Source organism: Arthrobacter sp. SW1 (assembly GCF_001766675.1).
Taxonomy (GTDB): domain Bacteria; phylum Actinomycetota; class Actinomycetes; order Actinomycetales; family Micrococcaceae; genus Arthrobacter.
The window spans coordinates 316,658-338,374 of the sequence record NZ_MJLT01000023.1; the positions used below are offsets into that span (position 1 = coordinate 316,658).

General features: G+C 61.7%; 17 protein-coding genes. 8 read left to right on the plus strand and 9 right to left on the minus strand.

Annotated elements, in window-relative coordinates; translation table 11 throughout:
* Window positions 1–31: 31 nt before the first annotated feature.
* Together BIU82_RS11505 and BIU82_RS11510 are read right to left on the minus strand one after the other, a co-directional pair.
* On the minus strand, window positions 32–832 hold the full coding sequence (locus BIU82_RS11505; RefSeq protein WP_070349600.1) for a universal stress protein: 801 nt from the start codon (window positions 830–832) through the stop codon (window positions 32–34).
* Between the two features lie 51 nt (window positions 833–883).
* Complete coding sequence (locus BIU82_RS11510; RefSeq protein WP_070349601.1) at window positions 884–1,306, minus strand: pyridoxamine 5'-phosphate oxidase family protein; 423 nt, start codon at window positions 1,304–1,306, stop codon at window positions 884–886.
* 193 nt (window positions 1,307–1,499) lie between these two features.
* Between BIU82_RS11510 and BIU82_RS11515 the strand changes: the two genes are divergently transcribed.
* The 5 genes from BIU82_RS11515 (at window position 1,500) to BIU82_RS11535 (ending at window position 5,596) form a co-directional block, all read left to right on the plus strand.
* Window positions 1,500–1,982, plus strand: a complete 483-nt coding sequence (locus BIU82_RS11515) for a pyridoxamine 5'-phosphate oxidase family protein (protein WP_070349602.1) — start codon at window positions 1,500–1,502, stop codon at window positions 1,980–1,982.
* A gap of 1 nt (window position 1,983) precedes the next feature.
* Window positions 1,984–2,502 (plus strand): NUDIX domain-containing protein, encoded by a 519-nt coding sequence (locus tag BIU82_RS11520; protein ID WP_070349603.1) that lies wholly within the window; start codon window positions 1,984–1,986, stop codon window positions 2,500–2,502.
* 287 nt (window positions 2,503–2,789) lie between these two features.
* Window positions 2,790–4,202 (plus strand): multicopper oxidase family protein, encoded by a 1,413-nt coding sequence (locus BIU82_RS11525; RefSeq protein ID WP_070349654.1) that lies wholly within the window; start codon window positions 2,790–2,792, stop codon window positions 4,200–4,202.
* 73 nt (window positions 4,203–4,275) lie between these two features.
* Entirely contained in the window at window positions 4,276–4,494 is a 219-nt protein-coding gene (locus BIU82_RS11530; RefSeq protein WP_070349604.1) for a hypothetical protein, read from the plus strand.
* Window positions 4,495–4,561: 67 nt separating this feature from the next.
* Window positions 4,562–5,596, plus strand: coding sequence for a GTP-binding protein (locus BIU82_RS11535; RefSeq protein ID WP_070349605.1), 1,035 nt, complete (start codon window positions 4,562–4,564; stop codon window positions 5,594–5,596).
* 77 nt (window positions 5,597–5,673) lie between these two features.
* Here BIU82_RS11535 and BIU82_RS11540 read toward each other — a convergent pair whose 3' ends face one another.
* Together BIU82_RS11540 and BIU82_RS11550 are read right to left on the minus strand one after the other, a co-directional pair.
* Window positions 5,674–8,013 (minus strand): FdhF/YdeP family oxidoreductase, encoded by a 2,340-nt coding sequence (locus tag BIU82_RS11540; RefSeq protein ID WP_253182751.1) that lies wholly within the window; start codon window positions 8,011–8,013, stop codon window positions 5,674–5,676.
* A gap of 774 nt (window positions 8,014–8,787) precedes the next feature.
* A complete protein-coding gene (locus BIU82_RS11550) occupies window positions 8,788–10,572 on the minus strand; it encodes a serine/threonine-protein kinase (RefSeq protein ID WP_070349607.1) in 1,785 nt (594 codons plus the stop codon).
* Between the two features lie 407 nt (window positions 10,573–10,979).
* On the opposite strand from BIU82_RS11550, the gene BIU82_RS11555 reads away from it, so the two are divergent.
* The gene (locus BIU82_RS11555; protein WP_070349608.1) at window positions 10,980–14,510 is read left to right on the plus strand and encodes a hypothetical protein; all 3,531 of its coding nucleotides are present in this window, start codon (window positions 10,980–10,982) and stop codon (window positions 14,508–14,510) included.
* Between the two features lie 1,006 nt (window positions 14,511–15,516).
* On the opposite strand, the gene BIU82_RS11560 is transcribed toward BIU82_RS11555, so the two are convergent.
* A complete protein-coding gene (locus BIU82_RS11560; RefSeq protein ID WP_070349609.1) occupies window positions 15,517–15,885 on the minus strand; it encodes a type II toxin-antitoxin system death-on-curing family toxin in 369 nt (122 codons plus the stop codon).
* The gene (locus tag BIU82_RS19330) at window positions 15,882–16,088 is read right to left on the minus strand and encodes a ribbon-helix-helix protein, CopG family (protein WP_253182752.1); all 207 of its coding nucleotides are present in this window, start codon (window positions 16,086–16,088) and stop codon (window positions 15,882–15,884) included. Before BIU82_RS19330 ends, BIU82_RS11560 begins: the two co-directional genes overlap by 4 nt.
* A 1,191-nt stretch (window positions 16,089–17,279) precedes the next feature.
* Here BIU82_RS19330 and BIU82_RS11575 point away from each other — a divergent pair.
* Window positions 17,280–17,879 (plus strand): hypothetical protein, encoded by a 600-nt coding sequence (locus tag BIU82_RS11575; RefSeq protein ID WP_070349612.1) that lies wholly within the window; start codon window positions 17,280–17,282, stop codon window positions 17,877–17,879.
* A gap of 238 nt (window positions 17,880–18,117) precedes the next feature.
* Window positions 18,118–18,816, plus strand: a complete 699-nt coding sequence (locus tag BIU82_RS11580) for a TIGR02391 family protein (protein WP_070349613.1) — start codon at window positions 18,118–18,120, stop codon at window positions 18,814–18,816.
* A 211-nt stretch (window positions 18,817–19,027) separates the two neighbouring features.
* Here the strand turns inward: BIU82_RS11580 and BIU82_RS11585 are convergent, their stop codons facing one another.
* The 3 genes from BIU82_RS11585 to fbaA all read right to left on the minus strand — a co-directional run bounded on the left by BIU82_RS11585 (window position 19,028) and on the right by fbaA (window position 21,693).
* Window positions 19,028–19,600: a maltotransferase domain-containing protein gene (locus BIU82_RS11585; protein ID WP_074466433.1), complete on the minus strand. Its 573-nt coding sequence runs from the start codon at window positions 19,598–19,600 to the stop codon at window positions 19,028–19,030.
* A 75-nt stretch (window positions 19,601–19,675) separates the two neighbouring features.
* On the minus strand, window positions 19,676–20,659 hold the full coding sequence (gene glpX / locus BIU82_RS11590) for a class II fructose-bisphosphatase (RefSeq protein WP_253182753.1): 984 nt from the start codon (window positions 20,657–20,659) through the stop codon (window positions 19,676–19,678).
* 14 nt (window positions 20,660–20,673) lie between these two features.
* The gene (gene fbaA, locus BIU82_RS11595; protein WP_070349616.1) at window positions 20,674–21,693 is read right to left on the minus strand and encodes a class II fructose-bisphosphate aldolase; all 1,020 of its coding nucleotides are present in this window, start codon (window positions 21,691–21,693) and stop codon (window positions 20,674–20,676) included.
* Between the last annotated feature and the right edge of the window lie 24 nt (window positions 21,694–21,717).

A 21,717-nucleotide genomic window follows, 5' to 3' on the forward strand; every position in this document is an offset into this window, starting at 1 on the left:
CCCCGATTCCTGGCGCTTCGCGGCTTCCTGGCTAGGTGACGGCCGCGCGGGTAATCAGGGTGGGGCACTGGATATCGAACAGGACTGCCTTCGCGACCGAGCCGACCAGGACCCGCAGGCCTCCCCTGCCCTTGCAGCCGAGCACCAGCAAGGCGGCATTCCGCGCGGCTTCCCGCAACGCTTCGGGCGCATCATGGTCCAGGTCGAGAAGTTCACGGACCGGAACACCCGGGCTCCCAGCTGTGGCAGCCGCCTTGGCGGATCCAAGGATGGTCCTGCCTTCCGTGACATCGCCGGCTGCGTGCACTACGGTCAAGGCGGTTCCGGTGCGCCGGGCCTCCGCGGCGGCCCGTGCCACGGCGATCGCGGCGTCCCGGGAGCCGTCCGTCCCGACGACGATTCCGCCGTCCGCTGCTCCCGTAGCGGCCGGCACCACCGCCACCGGGCAGCGGCTCATGATGGCGGTCTGGAAGCTCACTGACCCGAAACCCTCACCGTGGATGTCGGGGGTGCGGTCCGTGCCCAGGGCCAGCAGTTCCGCGCCTCCGGACAGTCTGCACAGGACCTGGGCCGGCTCTCCGTCGTCGAGGAGCCGGCGGGCACGCAACCCGGGTTCGTTTGCCTGCAGGCGTGCGGTCTCGCCGTCGAGCAGTTCCTGTCCACGGGTACGGGCGGATATATAGTCGCTGCCGCCCGGAAACATGCCCCGCCCGGGCACGGCGTGCGCAAGCACGAGCTCACCGCCAAGGTCCACAGCCCGGCGCGCAGCCCAATCCGCGGCCGCCCGCGCCGCGCGGGAACCGTTGACGCCAACCAGAATCCTGCTGACCATGATCTCCCCCTGCCGCGCTTAATGCCGGCCGGCCGCCTGGTCCTGTCCGGGCTAGTACCGTTCCGGCTCGTCGCCGAGTTCGAAATAGCGGCCATGGATACGCTCAGGAGTGATCTCCACGTAGGTGTACTTGAGCGTCGGAATCCACGGCCTGAGGGGAAGCTTGTTCAGCCGGTCCACCTCGGACTGCGATTCGACTACCCGCGCCGTGCCCGTCACCACCACGCTCCATGCCTCCCCGTCCACCACCTCGTCCACTTCGAACGCGACGCTTGAATTGACGGTGAGCTCGGCAAGCTTGGTTCCCGGATTGGTCCTCATCAGCACGACGCCGTTGTCCGCGATGTAGTTGATCGGATAGATATCGGGCTTGCCCAGGACTGACACGGCCAGCCGGCCATGTCCGCACCGGCGCAGCACGTCCCACGACTGCTGTTCGTCGAGCACCGTACCCGGCCTCTCATCGTTTTCCATGGGTTCTCCTCCTTGGAACTGCTCGGTGGCCGGGCCTCCCGGCCCTGCTGTCCGCCCAGTCTTTCGCTGCCCGGCGCCCGCCAACAGGGTCGAAAGTCACGACGGCGGCCGCCTCCTTGCGGTACGACACCGCCGGACGCGGGTGGGACTTTCTACCCTGCCGGCGCCGGGCACGAAAGCCTACGCTCGGTGCATGGATACGCCCGCCCCCGCTGCCGGAACCTCATCCCTCGCTGCGCACGAATGCTGGAAATGCCTCGAAAGCGCTTCCGTGGGCAGGGTGGCGCTGGTGAACGGCGACGAACCGGAGATCTTCCCGGTCAATTACCTTCCGGACTTCGGCACGCTGATCTTCCGGACCGGACCGGGGACCAAGCTCGCCCTGGTGCAGGGTGGAAAAGCGGTCGCCTTTGAAGCCGACGGCCTCAACCGCTACGGCACCATCGCCTGGAGCATCATCGTCAAAGGAACGGCAGAGCTGGTCGAGGACGAGGAAGAACTCCGCGAAGCCGCGGCAACCGGGCTTTCGCCGTGGGAGGCCGGCAGCAAGGACCAGCTCATCCGCATCATTCCGAGTGACGTCAGCGGGCGCCGCTTCGTTATCAAGGAACCTTCGCGGTGGTGGCCGCCTCTGGCCTCCAGCCCGCAGGGTACCGCCCCGGACAATGATTCCTGACATGGCAGGAAAAGGCCCGGCACGAAGTGCCGGAATCCTCTTGTACCGCTTCGCGGACTCAACCGTGCACGTCTGGATCGCACACATGGGCGGACCGTTCTGGGCGGGCAAGGAGACCGCGGCGTGGTCCATTCCCAAAGGTCTGTATGACGGCGACGAAGACCCGTGGCAAGCTGCCCGGCGTGAATTCACGGAGGAGACCGGCTACCCGGTTCCTGCTGCCGCATTCTTCACCTTGGGTACTTTCAGGCAACCCTCCGGCAAGCTCCTCACGGCCTTCGCAGGTGCGCCGGACGCTGGTACGGGCGGCTTCGATCCGACGAAGATCAGCAGCAACACCTTTGCCCTGGAGTGGCCGAAAGGTTCCCGCGTGCTCCGCGAGTATCCCGAGCTCGACCGGGCGGAATGGACCTCCATCGCCGGAGCCCGCGAGCGCCTGGTCAAAGGCCAACGTCCGCTCCTCGACGCGCTCCTTCAGCACCTCGAGGACACGGAAACGGAAGAGAATCGGATGCTGTAGCCACAGGCTCCGGTCGGAAACCGAACGAGGACGAGCCGCGCCGTCGAACAGCGTCCCGGCCGTGTCCGGTTAACGGGCGCGTCAGCAGCTGTGGCCAGGGCTCCGGCCGCTGGCACCCTGGTGCATGCCGGGGTCAGATGGGTGATCATGACCATGATCGTGGCACCGCTCCACCCTCAGCTGTAGTGCCATTGGTCCCCTCCGGGTCCTTTGGCTCTGGCGGCGCGGATGTCCGGAACGCAGGCTCTAAGCATCAGTCGTCAAGGGATGGAAGGAGTGTGCTCCTGATGCAGCCGGTCAGCCGCCGGGCGGCACTGCTGTTGGGCGGCCTCGGACTGGCGGGAACAGCCGCCGGGGCTGCCGGGCTCTACCTGTACCTGGCGCCCTCGCCCGAACAGGCCGGCGGAGTCGGCCTTGCCCAAGCGCCCGTCCTGCGGAGCTCTGCCGGCCGCCTGGAGCTCCGCCTCGAGGCAGCGCAGGTGACGGTACCGATTGCCGGCCGGCCGGCGTCGTGCTTTGCCTACAACGGGAGTGTCCCCGGCCCGACGCTTCGCCTCCGGGCAGGCGACACGCTGGCGGTCCGCCTGGTCAACAATCTCCGGGAGGCGAGCAACCTGCACGTCCACGGCCTGCATGTCTCACCGCAAGGCAACGGGGACAACGCCTTCGTCACCGTGGAGCCGGGACGCAGCTTCGACTACGAATTCCGCCTCCCGGACCACCACCCGCCCGGCGTGTACTGGTACCACCCGCACCTCCACGGGAGCGCCGCGGACCAGGTCTTCGCCGGCCTGTACGGGGCGATCATCGTGGAAGAACCCCGGCCGCCGGAGGTAGCCCGCGAACGGATCCTGGTGGTCTCCGACATCACCGTGGACGGCTCCGGGAACATCAGGCCACCGTCGGCGATGGAGAGGATGGCCGGGCGGGAGGGCCGGCTCCTGCTGCTCAACGGCCAGGTGGCGCCGGTGATCGAAGCCCGGCCCGGCGAGCGTGAACGGTGGCGGATCGTCAACGCCTGCGTGGCCCGCTACCTCAGGCTCAGCCTCGACGGCCAAGCGCTTCAGCAGCCTGGGGACGGCACAGTGTTCCTGGCGCCGGGTAACCGCGCGGACTTGCTGTTCACCGCCGCGTCCGGCGAATCCGTGCTGCGGACGCTTCCCTACGACCGGGGCGGCGGAGGGATGATGGCCCCCGGCGGACCCGGCGGCGGTTTGCCCGACGGCGGTGCGGAACTGGCCAGGGTGCGCGTGTCCGGTGATCCCGGGCCCCCTTTGGCACCCGTAGCCGGGCGGGAGGCCCCCGCGGACCTCCGCCGGGCGCCCGTGGCAGCGCGGCGGCAGCTCGTCTTTGGCTCCCCCGGGCCGATGGGAATGATGGACTTCACCATCAACGGCAGGCGGTTCAACCCGGCGAGGACCGACATAGCCGCAGCTGCCGGCAGTGTCGAGGAATGGACGCTGCTCAACAACACCCCCATGGACCATCCGTTCCACCTGCATGTCTGGCCGATGCAGCCGGTTGAAGAGGACGGCCTGCCGCTCGGAACGGTGCGCTTCCAGGACGTGGTGAACGTACCTTCCGGGCGAAGCGTCAAAGTGCGGATCTCGTTCAACGACTTCACGGGCAGGACCGTCTATCACTGCCACATCCTGGACCACGAGGACCTCGGGATGATGGGGGTGATCGAGGTCCGGTAGCCCGGGCTGACGCACGTCCCACCCGCAGGTCACGGCTGCCCTTCGCTCCATGATCGAGGCACAAGGAATATCCATGACCCAGCTGCTGGTGGCAGCCCTGTTCGAGGTGACCGGCACGGAATGCTTGGTTTCGAGCAGCAAGTCCGGGACCTCTCGCCCTTTTACGCACTCGCCGGTGACCACCACTGCGGGAACGGACTGGAGCGGCGGCTTCCGGATGCTTGGAATCGCCGCCGTCACGGCGCTTGCCGCGTTGCTCGCTGCACTCCGCCGGGAGGTGGCTTCCGCCTGAGTGCCGTAGCCCCTGCGTGGCGAACCCGCTCCGATTAATGCGAACCGTTCGTGATAACGTAGCGGCTGTGGCTGCCATCCCCGTCATTGTCCTCACCGGCTATCTCGGCGCAGGCAAGACCAGCCTGCTCAACCATCTCCTCCGGCAACCGGGAGCGCGGGTAGGGGTCATCGTCAACGACTTCGGCGACATCAACGTCGACGCCGGACTTGTCACCGGGCAGATCGACGAGCCCGCGTCCATCTCCGGCGGATGCATCTGCTGCCTGGAGGATGCCGGCGGGCTCGATGACGCACTCGACCGCCTCTCCGCTCCCCGGCTGGCCCTGGATGTGATCATCATCGAGGCTAGCGGCCTGGCCGAACCCCTCACCCTGCGTCAGCTGGTCCAAACCACGGCGGTGGAGCGCGTGCGGTTCGGCGGCCTGGTGGACGTCATCGACGCCGTGGAGCACTTCAGGACGGTGGACACGAAAGACCTGCCGCCCCTCAGGTACAGTGCCGCATCGCTGGCCATCGTGAACAAGTTGGACCTCGTTCCGGCGCCCGAAAGGGAGGAAACCCTCGAACGGATCACGCTACGGATCAGGGAGCGCAATTCCCGGATCCTCGCGGTCGGCGCGAGCGGCGCGGCCGTTGACCCGGAGCTTCTCTACGACGTCGCCTCCATGGAAGAAGACGAATCCCAGCTGCCGCTGCGGCAGCTCCTCATTGAGGCCCAGGCGTCGAGCGACGCACGCCACGCCCATGCGCATGACCATCAGCATGCCAAAGCCGTCACGGTGGCATCGCAAGGCTCCATCGACCCGGACCGCATCCTCGACTTTCTTGAAAAGCCGCCCGCCGGCGTCTATCGCATCAAAGGCACAATCACCACGCGGCACGGCGGAAAATTCCGCGCCTATGCGGTCAATGTGGTCGGCGCCCAGATCCATATCGCCACAAGCAAAGCAGCCTCGGAAAACGTCCTTGTCGCGATCGGACTGGACGTGGACGCCCAGGCAGTCCGCACGGCGCTCGAAGAAGTCCTCTCCCCCATCGCCGGACCCGGCTCCGCCAAGGGACACGAAAGACTCCGCCGGTACCAGCGCCTGAGCCATTGACCCGCGCCCGCAAACAGCCGACGACGGCGGCCCGCCTTCGCGCTGGAGGCGCGTGCCGCCGTCGGGGTTTCCTCCGCCTATGTTGCGCTGCGCGCGATGGTCACCTTGAGGTGTTTCATGATCGGCTGGTCACTTTGCGTGCTGTAATCGCCGATCGCGCAGAGGACATTCATTTCCGGCATGTACCCGGCGGCGCAGCTGCGCGGAATGTCATACGGCACGGCGAGGTATCCTTCGACGGACCGCACCGAACCGTCCTTGGCCGTGGCCACGATGTCCACGGAATCAAATTCCTTGATACCGCGTTCCGCCATGTCTTCCGGATTCATGAACACGAGGGTGCGCAGATTCTTGATTCCACGGTAACGGTCGTTATCGGAGTAGATGGTGGTGTTCCACTGGTCGTGGGAGCGCATGGTTCCCAAAGCCAGGGTTCCCGGAGCAGGGATGACATCCGGCAATGGAACCGCGGAGAATTCGGCGCGGCCGGACGGCGTGAGGAACACCAGTTCGCGGGCCGGTTGCTTGAGCCTGAAGCCCAAGGGAAGGCGCACGCGGCGGTTGAAGTCTTCGAAGCCGTCGAAGACCTCGGACATGGTGTCTCGGATGCGGTCGTAGTCCCCCACATACCAATTCCAGGGCGTGTTGCTCTCAGGCAATGCCGCCTTGGCGATCCCCGCAATGATGGCCGGTTCGGACAACAGATCCGGGGAGGCAGGCTTCTTCATGCCGACGGACAGGTGGACCATGCTCATGGAGTCCTCCACTGAGGTGCTCTGGAGGCCGTTTTCCTGTTCGTCCTTTTCGGTGCGGCCCAGGCAGGGCAGGATGAGGGCCTGCCGGCCGTGCACCAGGTGGCTGCGGTTGAGCTTGGTGCTCACGTGCACGGTCAGCTCACAGTTTCGAAGCCCGGCGTACGTGTAGTGCGTGTCCGGGGCGGCCAAGGCGAAGTTGCCGCCCATGCCGATGAAGACCTTCACGTCGCCACGGTTCATCGCCTCGATCGTGGCTACTGTGTCCAGGCCGTGCTCGCGCGGGGAATTGATGCCGCATACCTTGTCCAGGCGGGCCAACAAGGCTTCGGAAGGCCTGTGGTCGATGCCGCAGGTCCGGTTGCCCTGGACGTTGCTGTGGCCGCGCACGGGTGATGGCCCGGCGCCTTCACGGCCCAGGTTGCCGCGCATCAACAGCAGGTTCACGATCTCGCGGATGGTGTCCACGCCATGCTCGTGCTGGGTGATGCCCAGGCACCAGCTGATGATGCTGCGGTCCGCGTCCCGGTATACCTGGGCTGCTTTGAGGATGTCGGTTCTCGTCACACCGGACTGGCGTTCGATCTCGTCCCAGGGCGTTGCGTCGCACACCTCCCGGTAATCCTCGAAGCCCACCGTGTGGCGTTCGATGAATTCCTTGTCCAGGGCTTTCGGGTCCGTGGCCGACATGTCCAGGATGGCTTTGGCCATGCCCCTCAGCAGCGCCATGTCCCCGCCGATGCGTGGCTGCAGGGTCATGGTGCTGGTCTGGGTGGCACGGAACATCGCCATGTCCCGGATGTCGTGCGGCACGATCGTCCGGGTGGCGGCGGCTTCGATCAACGGATTGATGTGCACGATCTGCGCGCCGCGGCGGTGCGCTTCGGCCAGCGCGGTGAGCATCCTGGGTGCGTTGGACGCGGCGTTGACGCCCATGATGAACAGGGCGTCCGTGGTTTCCCAGTCCTCCAGGTCCACCGTGCCCTTGCCGGTCCCCAGAGCGGCTTTCATGGCCCGGCCGCTGGCTTCGTGGCACATGTTGGAACAGTCAGGCAGGTTATTGGTGCCGAGTTCCCGCGCCATGAGCTGGTAAAGGAAGGTGGCCTCATTGCCCAGACGGCCGGACGTGTAGAAGGATGCCTGGTTGGGATCGTCCAGCTCATGCAGCGCCCGGCCGATCATGTCGAAGGCTTCGCCCCAGCTGATGGGAACGTAGTGGTCCGTGGCGGGGTCGTAGACCATCGGTTCGGTGAGGCGGCCTTTGTTCTCGAGCTCGAACTCGGTCCAACCGGACAACTCGCTGACGGAGTGCTGTGCGAAGAATTCCCGGCCCACACGCTTGTGGGTCATTTCCCACGTGACGTGCTTGATGCCGTTCTCGCAGATGTCCAGGTGCAGCCCCTTGGTGTCATCCGGCCACGCGCAGCCCGGGCAGTCAAACCCCTTGCCCTCGTGGTTCATCCGGAAAATCGCCCTCGGGCCGTCCAACAGTGCCCGCTCACGGACCAGGATCTTCCCGACACTCATGGCGGCGCCCCACCCGGCGGCGGGGTGATGGTACGGCCCGCTGAATTCCGGCTTGTCCTTGGGCTCCGGGCCTTCACCTGCGTCCTGCCGCCCGGTACCGGATTCGTCCAACTGCTGCTTGCTCTCGAAAGCGTTCAAGGAGTACCCACCTGCCCACAGAGTCAGGGCGTGCCGGACACACGCCATCACGCAGGAGCCTAGCCGTCCCGGCCGCGCGGCGACCAGCCCCCAGATGAGAGCGGAACGCGAAACCGGCCGCCCGGCGTCGGACGCGTTCCCGGGATTGCCTTCCCACCACACCATCACCCGTTCTCAAACTGAAACGAGGACCTCGCAGGCCCGGGCCGCAAATGCGAATGGCCGCGCGACCGGCGTCCTCAAGCGTCGAGCACTGTGTCGTTCCGGTGCTCCCCGTAGTGCGCAGACTGTGCTTCCATCAGCTGAGTCATTGAAGTTTCCCGGGACACACCGTAGACGGTGCCAGGAAAATCGAGCGTCCGTTGGATGCTCCAGATGTCATCATGCTGGGTAGGCGGCAGGATGCTCGCAGGGTTTCCGACCGCGACCCAGCCGATTGATACTACCGTTTCTGGGTCCAAGCTTGAATTCACATGCACGACGCCGTTGATGCGTACTTCCGCTCCGGCGCCCACGGATGCCCCGGGGAAAAGAGAAGCTCCGGTGGCAATAAACGCCCCGTCGGCAACAATGCAGGGATTCGACAGGCGCCTGCGGCATCTTGGCCGTTAGCGCGACCTTTTGGTCAACCGCGCATCACGACTCTGTTCGGACGGCCGCCTGGCTCCGCAGGAAGTCCGCTTCTTCTCTCTCTGCGATTCAAACCCTTGTGCCCGCGCGAGCGTTCGTGGCCTCATCGATTACGGAGACTATTAGGTCTAGCCCTGGAGCCTCCTAGATGTCGCGGAGGCCCAAGACTTTAGCCAATGTGTTAGGGATGTCGAAGGTCGACCCCCAAGTAAGTGCAACAAGATCCTCGTATTCGTCATCCGTTCGGAGCAAATCGAGCACGTCGCCCTCGAAGATGTAGTCCTGGGCTGCAATGGCGAGGGCTTCCTTGCTGAACTGCTCGTAGTCGCCGGACGACTTGAAGTGAATTGAGTACCTTCCGTCGTTCTGTTTCACGAATGAGGCATTCCATTTGTCCCTGAATTTCTCAAGGATGGTCAGAATTTCGGCCTCGTCAGAGGGGTTGAAAAGGTCGAAGCCGACGGCCACTCGCTCCGGATCATCCAGACGTGTTCCCGCCCAGTCGACGTACACATGGCGTTCGAACTCAATCTCATGAAGGTTCTGCGACGACATCTCGAAGACGTCGGTCTTGAGATACCTCCTCACGTTCTGAACGATCCAGAGGATAGGGGCGCTCACAAGATTGCTATGAAGGGATCCGTCATATGGTCCCTTTGAGACCGTGAGCTCTCGGTGTGCTCGCTCTAGGATCTCTTTGCAGTGGTAGTCCTTACTGAAGCGGAAATAGTGAGCGGCCATACGTGGCAACTTAGCCCAAATGGAGCTCCTGGTAAGGGGGTACTGACTCTGGATTGATTCAAATTCATTCAGAAGCCGAGCCTTAAGCGGGGAAACCACCAAATTTAGGTCTGACTCACCCCAAGCACCGTTAGCTTCATACTCGAACTTCGCTTTGCACATTGAGTACAGGATTGATTGAACGCATCCGTTATAAAGCTCATCACTCACGCGGTAGCTGATCTGGCAGTGATAGTTCGGGTTGTAACGCGAGAGTTCCTCGCCGGAGGTTCGCTCGAAAATGTACTTCGCAGACAGGACATCTGTGCCAGCCTGCTCAAGGATTAGATCGGTTCTGGAGACGTCTCCGCTGATCGGCTCATTAATCGGGCGTAGTTCTTCCACGATCTCCCCGATGCGTGCGCCTACCTGTTTACGGATCAGGTTGAGAGAGTCCCGCGCGGCTTGAATTGAAATGCGTTGAGTCTCGTCCTGAAGCATCATGCTCTCGACAAGTAGGTCGAGGTTGGTGAGAAACGGATGGATATCGCCCACTCGCCGATGCCGTGCACCGCGAGCGTTCTGCTTGGTGAATACCTCTGTGAAGATGAGTCCTAGTGCGAAAATATCCGCAGGCTTCCCGACGTTTTTGGCATTATTCCTTGCCATCTGCTCCGGCGCCTGGTAGTTGCGATTTGCTAAGAGATCACTCTGCTGAGTCAGAGACGAGTCCTTGAAATGAGCGATGCCGAAATCCGCAAGGACGACCCGTCGATTCTTACTGTCGACGAGGATATTTTCAGGCTTGATGTCCCGGTGCACCACCCCTCGATCATGCACATAGGCAAGACCATCGCATAGTTGTGAGAGGTAATCGAGAAGCACCCGGTAGTCAGCTTCCTCCTCGATGATGTCGCGCAAGTTCTTCGGGTACAGGTCCATGGTGTAGTAGAAGTACTTCCCGTCATCGAACTGCGCGTGAATTTTCACAACGTGATCATTGCTCGAATCCAAACCGAACGCGATTTCTTGGAGGAACCTCTCGTTGCGCTCTGATCGAGCGTCTTTCTTTATTTGCTTGAGTGCGTAGACCTTGTCATCTGCCGAGGAACGCACTTTACAGACCGTGCCCGCCCCGCCTTGGCCCAACTGTGGCTCGACGACGGTGTAAGAGTCACCGTCGATCTCCAGAATCATCCCCTTCTTCATAATGACTAATCCTATTGAACTTGCGGGTGGATCGGCTTGCTCCTCCACGGCGAAGACAGGCCGCCTACGGTCATTGCCACAATTCGGATCCTTTACGGCCGTCCGAACCCCTCCCCTAATCCGACTCGATGTGTCTCGAAACCTCAGCGCCTCCAAACAATAGGGATTTGCAATACATGAAGCGGCCACGCCCTCGGCCCGAAATGAGGTCCCATCGTCCGCTTCGGATACTCTGAACCAGACCTGAACTGTCTGCGCCCGCATAGTGAGTGTTCGACGTCATCTTGCCCGAGACGATCCGCTCTGCCATTCGACCGCATTGCATCTTGCTAAACCATGAGAGGTGGATGCCGCGATGTCGCCATTCGCGCATAAACTCCCTCCATGGGACCCGTCAACAAGTTCGGATGCAGATCACCGAGGTGGTTGAGGTGAACTTGCTCGACCGCATTGATCAACGTCTTTCCGATACGCGCGCGCGGATCAACCCGCACCATTTTGAAGACTGTGCTACCTCCTTGCTCAGTCCTGTCCACCCCGCACTCGTGCCCATAGTCGGAGGCTCCGACTATGGGCTCGACGCAGAAATCACCGAGGATTCGCGGATCACCGGTCTCATCATCACCTCCTCGCGGAGTTGGGATGGTGCGAAGCGGAGTTTGCGAGGCAGCCTGGCGTCAATGCGGAAGAACCACGTCCCCGTCCAGCGTGTCGTCGCCGTCAACCTGGCAGAAGCCAACAGATCCAAGCGCGAGAAGCTCAAGGACATCGCGAAAGAGTTCGATTGCGAGCTGGTGCAGGTCTACGACCGAGCATGGTTCGCGAACCAATTCCGGGAGAACCCCGACTGGCGGCGCAAGGTTCTCAACATCGAAGGCGGACCGTTCAGCTTCTCGCGTCAACCGCGCGGAGCACGCCCTGACGAACAACAACTTTCGACCGTCGGACGTGACGCCCTCATCGCCGAAATAAACCAGTCCGACTCCGACGTGATCCTGTTCGGAGTTCCAGGCGTGGGAAAGAGCCACGTAGCCAGCAAACTTGGCGGTGCCCTATTCCTCGAACGGCAACCCACGCCCGAACGCCTTCTCGATGACCTCATCGAAGCTAAGCCCGCGCTGGTGGTGGTCGACGACTCCGGCGCGCGACTCCAAGACGTCGATCTGCTCCTACAACTGCGCAACGCGGAGGGGCTCAACTACCGCATCATCGCAACATGCTGGCCACACGAAAGGGACCGGATCGCAGACCACCTGCCAAACTCGGTCCAGCTCGAGGTCGACCTCCTTACCCGCGAAGAACTCGGAGCAATGCTCCGCGAACGCGGCATCACCCGGCTTTCAGTGGTCGTGCACCTACTCACACAAGCTGCCGGCCGCCCAGCCTGGGCACTGAACCTTGCCGACCTCCTCATTCACGAACGTGACTGGAAGTCCGTATGGACCGGCAACGCGCTGCGCGATCATATTTTCGCCTTCCTACGCATGTCCAACACATCGGAAGACGCAGTCGACGTGCTCGGCACTCTGGCACTCCTCGGCCAGGTCAATGACGACCAGTTGCGCCGCATGGCCGATCTCCTACAGATCCGGCAACCCGAACTCATCCGGCTCATTCGATCCGTCGCGATCGCCGGCCTCGTTGACGTCCAAGACCACAAGCACTACAACTATGAAGCCCAACAGATCGAGCACGACCAGACTTACCGCGTCCAACCGCACATTATTGCCGCCGCCGTCGCATCCGAGGTCTATTTCTCCGGCACCGCCTCACCTGTCCGGTTGCGCGACATCCAAGCCACATTCCCTGAACTCGCTGCCAACCTTATGCAGACCCAGATCTACACGAAACTCCTCGGCGCAACGCACCCAAGAGTACCGACTACCGGCGAACTAATCGCACTGCTGCCCGACGCGAAAAAGGATGTCGAACTCCTACGAAGCTTCGGCCAACTCGGCCCTGAACAAGCGCAAGCCGTCGTCGACATACACCTAGCCCGCGTCGCGACAGCGATGAATGCCGGGGATCCCACGACTGCCGAGAGGGAAGCTAAGCTTTTAGCCGCACGCGTCGCAGATGCAGTAGGCGGCAATCTCCCCGGCGCCCTTGGCACCTTCGTCAAGGCACTCTCCCTTCTTGAAGACGCAGGATGCGACATCAAGCCGGCAGTCAAGGAGCTCGTCGAAGAAGTCCGCGACGCGCGCAGCGGCGACCAACCCCAGCTCACCGGTCTCTTGAAACTCGTCGAAGCGCTCCGGACCGTGCCCGACGCCGACCTCATCGACACCGTCTGGGCACCCTTCATTTGCGAAATCCTCGCCCCGACATTCGACGGCAACTACTTGAGCCCCGAGGTCCTGAACCAGGTCATCCTGCAGTCGTTTACATGGGACGCCACGCACATGGAAACGCTGTACGACGCCGTTCGTCCAGCACTCGCAACACGCTCCCCAGGGCTAACGCCCGCCGCCCAGCTCACGCTGATCGACCTGCTCGACAAATGGGTGCGGATCGCGAATGGATGGAGCCTCCCATTCGGCGGCAAAACCACCGACGCCCAAATGCGCGCCGGCAAACGCATCGCGAACAACATCGCGAACATCCTCGCCCCGGTCATCACCACTCCCGGCGTGCGCGCCCGGTTCAACAAAGCGGCAAGCACAATTAAGATCCGGCTCAATGAACCAGACAAGCTGTTCGCAGCCATTACGCACGAAAGCGATCGCCTGACCGACTACCACGAAACCAGGCGCCGTAAAGAAGCCGCACTCGACAAAGCTCTCGCTCCATTCCAGCAAGAGGCACCCGAAGCCCTAATGGAGTGGTTGAAGGCCCACGAGCCCGATCTCACGACCGCAGGCCAAACGACCACAGGGACCTGGCAAGTGTTTGCGCGTCTTGCGTACCAGCCGGACCCGGAACCGACCAAGTGGCTCACATCGGCTATCGACCACGGCCTTGCAGGATCAGCTTCAGCGCTTACCGACGTATGCGCCCGCACGAACCAACTCACCGGCGAGATCGCCGACCGACTACTTGCCGATCCGAAAGGCCGACACGGCCTCATCAGCGCCATCATTGGCCAATCGACGAACCCGTCCCTTGTTCAACAGGTCGTCGACCAGCTTACCCCCCGTGACGTCCAGCAACTCGAGTCAGCATTCGCACTGAAACACGCCCCCGAATCAACCAGGCACGCGCTGTTCACTCACCCAAACGCCGGAGTCCGCGGAACCGCGGCAGCACTATGGGTCGCCGAATGGTCCTACGACAACGACCCCACGCCGCATGACCCGGAATGGCTCTACGCCATGAAGTCCTACACTGTCCCTGAGAGCAGCAGACACGAGCATATCCACACTCAAGCGCTCGCTGCACTCGCAAAAGCATCACCAGAGGTCTTCATCGAAGTCTTCACCAAGCACGCCACGACCACGATGCGCAGTACCTACCGAGATCTCGACGAATGGAAAGAGCCCGTCCAGCTCCTCGCCCCACCTGAACGGAAGAAGCTCTGGCAGCAAGTTAGAGACACCGAACTAGCCTCCGAACTCTTCTGGGTCATCGCAGGCAAGGACATCGACTGGATCACCGAAACGGTCAGCGAACCTTCTTTCAGCATCTCCGTCCGCGACCTCCTTGGCGCACTCCAGTTTCAATTCGGACACCGCTATCCACTCGACACCCTCGCAACCATGCTCCGGCCCCTTAAGCCCGAGTCATACGACCTCCTCAACACCCTTGAAGTCGGATCTTTCTCCGGTGAGGACCACGAACGATACGCAGCCAAGCTCGACACTCTTCGAAACCTCACCGTCTCCGACGACGAGGACATCGCCCGTCTCGGCCGACGCGGCATAGAAATTTACGAGCCGTTGCTCAAAGAAGCCCTGGTCAAGGCACGGCGGGCGGCTGTCCGCGGCATCAGCAACTACTAACGACAGCTGTCCTTGGCCTGCGCGGAGCACATTTCCGCGTCGAGGTGTGTCTTGAAACCTAGTTGTCTCAACTCGCCAGCGATTTGAGACAACTAGGCAACAGGTAAGAGCCGGCCGACTCCCTCGTAGAACCGCCGAGGGGCGTCCGAAGGTGACATACAGGTGCCGAAGCAATGCCATTGTTCGGACCAAACCACACCCCGTGACCACGTTGTGCTCCAAGAACCACGAGCCGGGCACCATGATCGAGATGTTTATGGCCCAACCGACAACTGGACGCACGGCCTCGCGGCCGTCTAATAGGGCAGACGTAAGTGTGGACACTGTCCGCACCCTCTTTGGCGAGACAAACCCTATTGTGATCGCCGCCGCGAACCACACCCGGGAATCAGCCAGCGGCATGTAGCACCGCCACTACCCCACCGTGGACAAGCAAGACCGCGGAACCAACAACCAGCGAAGAAGGCGAGGCACCCCGCCAACGAAAAAAGGCCCCCGAAGGGGCCCATTCGTGAACATTTGTCCACACTCAGCGGCCAACCGGCCCCTGACCTGGGAAAACACGTGCCCGAGGTGGGACTCGAACCGGGTTCCAAGCCCCGGAAACATTGGTAACTCTTGAAAACATGCCGAGTACGGCCCAATCCGGCCGATGTACGGCCCAGTCCGAAGCCAAATGTGTGGACAGTGTCCACACCCCTTTTTCACCGCTCCAAAGACCACAGGCCAGCCGCCGCACCCTGCATAGATAGGTGCGGCAATTCTTTGTCCCCACGAGGAAATTCCGGCAGGCGGAGTCCAAGCGCAGTTGCACCTCGTCATGCGCAAGCCGGCCCCGGGACTCCTGCCCAGGAGCAGCGACACACATGGTCTGCGGCGTCTTCAAAGCGACTCCACCTCCTTCAAACGTTCATAGTCCGAGCGGCGGACAGCTGCATGACCAGGGCATTGCACCTGGCGGCGGCTCCGAGCCAGGTACCCGTAGTTCCGCGGCCTTCACAGAGATCTAGCGGGGCACCAGATGGCTTGAAATCATAATGGCGGAATCCCTCAGGTCGATGTTGCCAGCAGCGACTCCCACGACAAGCTCGAAACCCTCATCAGTCGTGAAGTCATGACAGTAACCATTGACCCACAACAGCAACACCATCAGCGTCCAAGCAGTCCGCTTATTACCATCGATGAGCGGATGAAAACGCGCCACCGACTCCATCAACGCGGCCGCCTTACCCGCTAACTCGGGATAGGCCTCAGCACCCATGACCGTTGTGGCAGGTCTGGCCAGCGCCGAAGCAAGCAGCCCTACATCCCGGATGTGAAAGCCATATCGGTCAACAACCTGCAGAGCATCCTCAATATCAAGGTACGCAGTCACGCGTCCTCAAGCCGAGTAAGCAATTCAGCGTCATGGCTCATCACAAAGTCCAACCCTTCACTGATTTCCCGGCGGCGGGCATGCCGCTGCAAGACCAACTCAGCCCCCTGCAGCAGAAGCGCAGACTTGGACGTATGCTCTTCAGCTGCAAGCTGCTCAAGCCGGCGATCAAGGTCTTCCGGGACACGCAGATTCATAGCCATAGGGCCATGGTACCAAACCAGTACCACGCTGGTTTGGTACCAGCGTGCAGCAAGTCGCAGTTCCTACACAGGGTCCTCCTGTTCCGGCAGACCCTGCGAGGCCGAGAAGAACACCGCCAGCAAGTAGCAGTCAGCCATTCGGGCGTCAGAAGGATCCAGGCCCGGTACGGCACGAAATGATCAGATTATTCCGGTAACGCCAAGGATGGGTTCCTCCTTATGGGCGGAGGTCGAGAACACCAAGCAATCGTTGCGCCGCCCACCGAGGTTCCGCTCGGTTGCGAGAACGATTGAGTTCATAAATCTGGTCAGACACTCGCCGAAGAGCGCACTGTAACCATTGATCCACAACAGCAACACCATGGCCATGGCCTCTTCTCTGGCTGCTTTCTAGCCAGAAGCTCCTTTGAGCCACGCGAAGACTCGCGTCACTGTATGCGCGGGCCGCGGTACTTTGGAGAACACCTCGATCTCGAAGCACTACCCATGCCCGATGCCGAGACTGGACAGGTCATCTTCTCGGAGCCGCACGACCGCATGGCCTGCGGCCAGCAGGTCCATGGACTTGCGACGGTCGACTTCTACCTTGCTGGCTGGTGAGTGCCAATAGAAACCGTCGTACTCAATAGCCACTTTCCGTTCGCCATATCAGGTACGCGCCGGAGTGACGCTGAGGATTCAGATTTCTGTCTCGGCCAAGCAGCAATGCCGTTGTCCGCCAAGATCGAAATACCCAGGGCAGACACCAACTGCGCTCTGCAGAAACGCGTTCCCGCTCACCTCATGCTCCAAGCCGGAGTGGTTCGCGGCCCCGCCCTGACGCAGTGAGCCACGCTTATGCATCCACTGCTGTCAACTGGTGTCATTCCGCGCCGCCGTGTCGCCGCCGACCTTGCCGATACCACAAGGCACTAACAGTCCCAACTTGTGTGTGGATAGTTGCGCGAACAGCCCTATGGGCACCGTCAAGCAAATCTCTGCCGGGCGCTTCTGTGGATAATTCTGAACACAAACTCGACAGCGACTGACAACGAGGAGTCCTGAACTGGGCTCAACCGCTAGGGCAAGCGGAACTGGGACGCCCTTCCTCCGACACGCAGACTACAGTTCGTGTTGTTCGTGTAGTCGTGTCGTGTAGCCTGTTAGCAACGCGAAAGTTGAAACTGATCTCTGAACGGACAGGAGGACGGAGTGATCAAGTGGGATGAAGTACAGCGTGAGACAGAGTCAATGTTGAGCCAAGTGCGCAACCAGGTTGCTCTATATCGCAAGCGCATTGACGAGCTTGAGGCAGAGACGGCCAAACTGACCGCCACCATCGCAGTTGCCAGGAAGATGCAAGAGGGTGGTTACACAGCGGCGTTGAATTCCCAATCAAGCCTGCCTGTTACGCCGACGCCGTCTGAAGAGGACAAAAGCAAGAACTGGCAGACGGATCTAGTTGGTACTACCCCCGTTGCAGTAGCGTCCCCGCCTAAGCCGAATTGGCAAAGGGGTATCGACGCTCTGGGGGAGATCCCGGACCTGCCCCCGGCGATAGGTCTTCGCAGGCAGCCCAACAAGACGAACACGTCCTACCGTGCCGCTGCTCTGCTAAAGGAAGCAGCACGTCCGTTACATGTCGACGACATCATTGCCGAGTTCGATCGGCGACACTGGATTGACCCAACCTGGGCGAAGCCCAAGGAAGCTATCACTGTCGCAGTGAAGCGATCAGTTACATACGGGTGGACTGACGCCACCGGCAAGTACACATATGTCTACAGTCCTCGACACATTGATGAGGACTGACACTACATGATGGGAGAAGGTGATGAGCTGAAATGACAAGACGCAAGCGGAAGCGCAAAAAACTGTAGGTGCCCACCTAGACGTTCAATGCAAAGAACGGTGAGCACCCACATACACAGGACCCCGGGCTGCCAGCGCGCCAACGCTACAGTTCGCAGTCGCCGCAAGGGCGATGGGGACTGGGTAGCTCTCATAGTACCCAGTCCCACCTCAAGTAGAACAATCACAAGGAGAAATTGTGAGCTTTTTGCGGACTATGGGACGTTCCCATGGGACCAAGCAGGTAGTAATCATCAGCAAGCCTGGCACCGAAGATGAAGAGCGCAGGACCGTTGAAGCCATGATTCAAAGTGAGTCAGGCTTTTTTGAGGTTACGACGCCTATCTACGAAGGCGACCACGTTGAGATTCCCGATCCCCGAGGTGGGACTGATGTTCGCGTAGCCAGTGAAGTCAAGGTGAACGATTTCGGATCATCCACACTGCACCACACACAGGTGAAGTGGGGCAAGGCTCCAGCACGCCGTGTAGCACCCGTCCGCCGGCTCACGTTTGAAAACCTCCATCCGGACGTCCAGAAGGCCGCTGGCGACCTCTTTGCAGATGGACACATGGGATCTGCGGTAAGTGAGGCGTTCAAGTCCCTGGAGGTCCGTGTACGGCGTCTGTCGCGGCTTGATCAGTCTGGCTCCACGCTGATGTCTACAGCTTTCAATGCCAAGTCTCCCGTCATCGATGTCGCGACAGAGGACGGCAGGAGCGGTCAGGATGAACGTGAAGGCTTTATGGCACTGTTTCGGGGAGCAATGATCGGAATCCGCAACCCGAAGGCGCACGAGCTGTTCAGGGAGGAAGATCCTCAGCAGGCGCTTGAGTACCTGGCGTTCGCGAGCCTTCTCCACCGCAGGATCGACCTCACGGACCCGTCTGCTAACTAGTTGCGATCCCCCGGTGTATTGGCCATGCACTGGGGGTGCAATAGATTTGATGCCTCCTCTATGAACAGCACTCCGACGTACGCACCGGTACCTGCTATTGCCACCCTCTTGGTCAGGCGCAAGACACTAGATGACTTGCGCCTTAGTTCCAGCTCGCATCGGCAAGAATTTGGGCTGGCTCTCGAAAGTAGTGTCTCGTTGCTGTGACGAGTTAACGGATTGGTTGACCGGCAATGGCGGTGGGGATTCCCGCGCTTTGCCAGGCCGCGAGGCGTTCCTGCGGCGGGTGGCCGGTGTCTTCAAGAATTTTGGCCGCGGCAAGAAATTCATCCCTCTCAGATGCGGTGCGGCCTCCCTCCTCGGCTGCTCTCCGGAAGAGATGAACGCCTTCAGCGAGCATGGGTTCGATATCGATCCCGGCAGAAACTTCTATTTCGGCGTTGTGTTGCCACGTTCCATACGGGTCGTCCCACGCCTCAATGGTGAAGCTCCATCGTCCCGGCTCCCCCGGCGTCGGCATTCCGCCCCAACGATCCAGACCAGGTCCCAGCGACTCCAGCCTCATCCGCTGCACTTCTTTACCCAGGGGATCGTAGAGCACCGCCGAGGCTCCGAGGGAATCGTGCCCCTCGCGTGCCGCCGTCGCCAATACCGCTATTCCCTCACCCGGCAAGGCTTTGGCAGGGAAATCTCCTCCCGCGACGACGGGATGCACATCGGTGACAGGAAAGCGTCCGAAGCGGAGCTTACGAGCGGAACTTTGCAGGGATGTGGGATGGGCCATGTCAGGTCCTTTCACAGCTGAACAGCGATAAGGGAGCAGCATTGCACGGTCGTTGTCTTGGTACAGAGCGCTTGGCTATTGGGGACCGTACTGCATCCATTTGGCGAGGTGATGTTCGCCTTCGACGATGCGGACCGTGCCGGAGCGGGAACGCATCACGATTGATTCGGTGGTGATCGTCGACTTCCCGTACCGGACGCCTCCGAGCAAGTCACCATCGGTAATGCCTGTGGCCGCGAAATAGCAGTTGTCACTCCGAACGAGATCACCTGTGCCGAGGATGCGCGCAGGATCGTGACCAGCAGCGGCGGCCTTTGCTTGCTCTTCCTCATTCTGCGGTGCAAGCCTGCCTTGAATGGTCCCGCCGAGCGTCTTGATGGCGCAAGCGGCGACGATGCCTTCGGGCGTCCCGCCGGTGCCCATCATGGCGTCAACACCGGTGCCTGGCCGACAGGCCGCAATTGCCGCCGCCACGTCGCCGTCAAGAATGAACTTTGTTCTTGCCCCTGCGGCCCGGATTTCTTCGATGAGACTCTGATGGCGGGGCCGGTCCAGGACGGCTACCGTCAGCTGGTTGACCTTGACTCCTTTGGCTTTAGCAATCAGGTGGAGATTCTGTGCGATCGGAAGCCGCAGGTCAACCAGGTCCGCGGCGTCGGGCCCTGTGACGAGTTTTTCCATATAGAAGACAGCCGAGGGGTCGAACATCGCGCCCCGTTCGGTGACCGCGAGAACGGCGATTGCATTGTTCATACCCAGGGCGGTGAGTCGGGTCCCGTCAACGGGGTCGACGGCGACGTCGCACGAGGGGCCGGAGCCATCGCCGACGCTTTCGCCGTTGAAGAGCATGGGGGCTTCATCCTTTTCTCCTTCACCGATGACGACGGTGCCATCGAATCGGACGGTGGAGAGGAAGGCCCTCATGGCATCAACGGCAGCGCCGTCTGCGCCGTTTTTGTCGCCGCGGCCCACCCATTGGCCTGCGGCGATGGCGGCCGCTTCGGTGACCCTGACAAGGTCCAAGGCCAGGTTGCGGTCGGGCTGATTCTGTTCGGTCATCACGGTGCCTGCCATCAGAAGGTCTTGCCTGCCGAACCGAGCTGGCGGGCGGACTCCACGATGCGGGCGGCCATGCCGGCCTCTGCCGAAGCGCCCCAGACGCGGGGATCGTAGGTCTTCTTGTTGCCGATCTCGCCGTCGATCTTCAGCACGCCGTCGTAGTTGGCGAACATGTGGCCGGCCACCGGACGGGTGAACGCGTACTGGGTGTCCGTGTCCACGTTCATCTTGATGACACCGTAGGACACAGCGTCCGCGATCTCCTGGTCCGTGGAGCCAGAACCACCGTGGAAGACGAGGTCGAACGGGTTGTCCTTGCCGATCTTGGCGCCAACCTCGGACTGGATCTGCTTCAGCAGCTCCGGACGCAGCTTCACGCCACCCGGCTTGTACACGCCGTGCACGTTGCCGAAGGTCAGGGCCGTGATGTAGCGGCCGTTCTCGCCGGCGCCCAGGGCCTCGATGGTAGCCAGGGCGTCCTCGGTGGTGGTGTAGAGCTTCTCGTTGATCTCGTTCTCCACACCATCCTCTTCACCGCCCACCGTGCCGATTTCGACCTCGAGGATCATCTTCGCCGCAGCCGTGCGCTCCAGCAGCTCGCGGGCGATGCGCAGGTTCTCGGTGAGGGTCTCGTGCGAGCCGTCCCACATGTGCGAGTTGAACAGCGGGTTGCGGCCGGCCTTCACCTCAGCCTCGGAAGCAGCCAGCAGCGGCAGCACGAAACCGTCCAGCTTGTCCTTCGGGCAGTGGTCCGTGTGCAGGGCGATGTTCACGTTGTAGTTCTTCGCAACCTCACGGGCGAACGCGGCGAAACCCAGCGAACCGGCAACCATGTCCTTCACCGAAGCGCCCGACCAGTACGCAGCACCACCAGTGGACACCTGGATGATGCCATCCGACTCGGCCTCGGCGAAACCGCGGATCGCAGCGTTCAGGGTCTGCGACGACGTCACGTTCACCGCCGGGAAAGCGTAGCCGCCGGCCTTCGCACGGTCGATCATTTCCGAGTAGATCTCTGGGGTTGCAACGGGCATGGTGACTCCTGACTCCGGCCGGCT

Bases quoted from the DNA above. Each gene is read 5' to 3' on its own strand.
- BIU82_RS11505 (WP_070349600.1), bottom strand. From the start codon at position 832: ATGGTCAGCAGGATTCTGGTTGGCGTCAACGGTTCCCGCGCGGCGCGG.
- BIU82_RS11510 (WP_070349601.1), bottom strand. From the start codon at position 1,306: ATGGAAAACGATGAGAGGCCGGGTACGGTGCTCGACGAACAGCAGTCG.
- BIU82_RS11515 (WP_070349602.1), top strand. From the start codon at position 1,500: ATGGATACGCCCGCCCCCGCTGCCGGAACCTCATCCCTCGCTGCGCAC.
- BIU82_RS11520 (WP_070349603.1), top strand. From the start codon at position 1,984: ATGGCAGGAAAAGGCCCGGCACGAAGTGCCGGAATCCTCTTGTACCGC.
- BIU82_RS11525 (WP_070349654.1), top strand. From the start codon at position 2,790: ATGCAGCCGGTCAGCCGCCGGGCGGCACTGCTGTTGGGCGGCCTCGGA.
- BIU82_RS11530 (WP_070349604.1), top strand. From the start codon at position 4,276: ATGACCCAGCTGCTGGTGGCAGCCCTGTTCGAGGTGACCGGCACGGAA.
- BIU82_RS11550 (WP_070349607.1), bottom strand. From the start codon at position 10,572: ATGAAGAAGGGGATGATTCTGGAGATCGACGGTGACTCTTACACCGTC.
- BIU82_RS11555 (WP_070349608.1), top strand. From the start codon at position 10,980: ATGCAGATCACCGAGGTGGTTGAGGTGAACTTGCTCGACCGCATTGAT.
- BIU82_RS19330 (WP_253182752.1), bottom strand. From the start codon at position 16,088: ATGGCTATGAATCTGCGTGTCCCGGAAGACCTTGATCGCCGGCTTGAG.
- BIU82_RS11585 (WP_074466433.1), bottom strand. From the start codon at position 19,600: ATGGCCCATCCCACATCCCTGCAAAGTTCCGCTCGTAAGCTCCGCTTC.
- glpX (WP_253182753.1), bottom strand. From the start codon at position 20,659: ATGACCGAACAGAATCAGCCCGACCGCAACCTGGCCTTGGACCTTGTC.
- fbaA (WP_070349616.1), bottom strand. From the start codon at position 21,693: ATGCCCGTTGCAACCCCAGAGATCTACTCGGAAATGATCGACCGTGCG.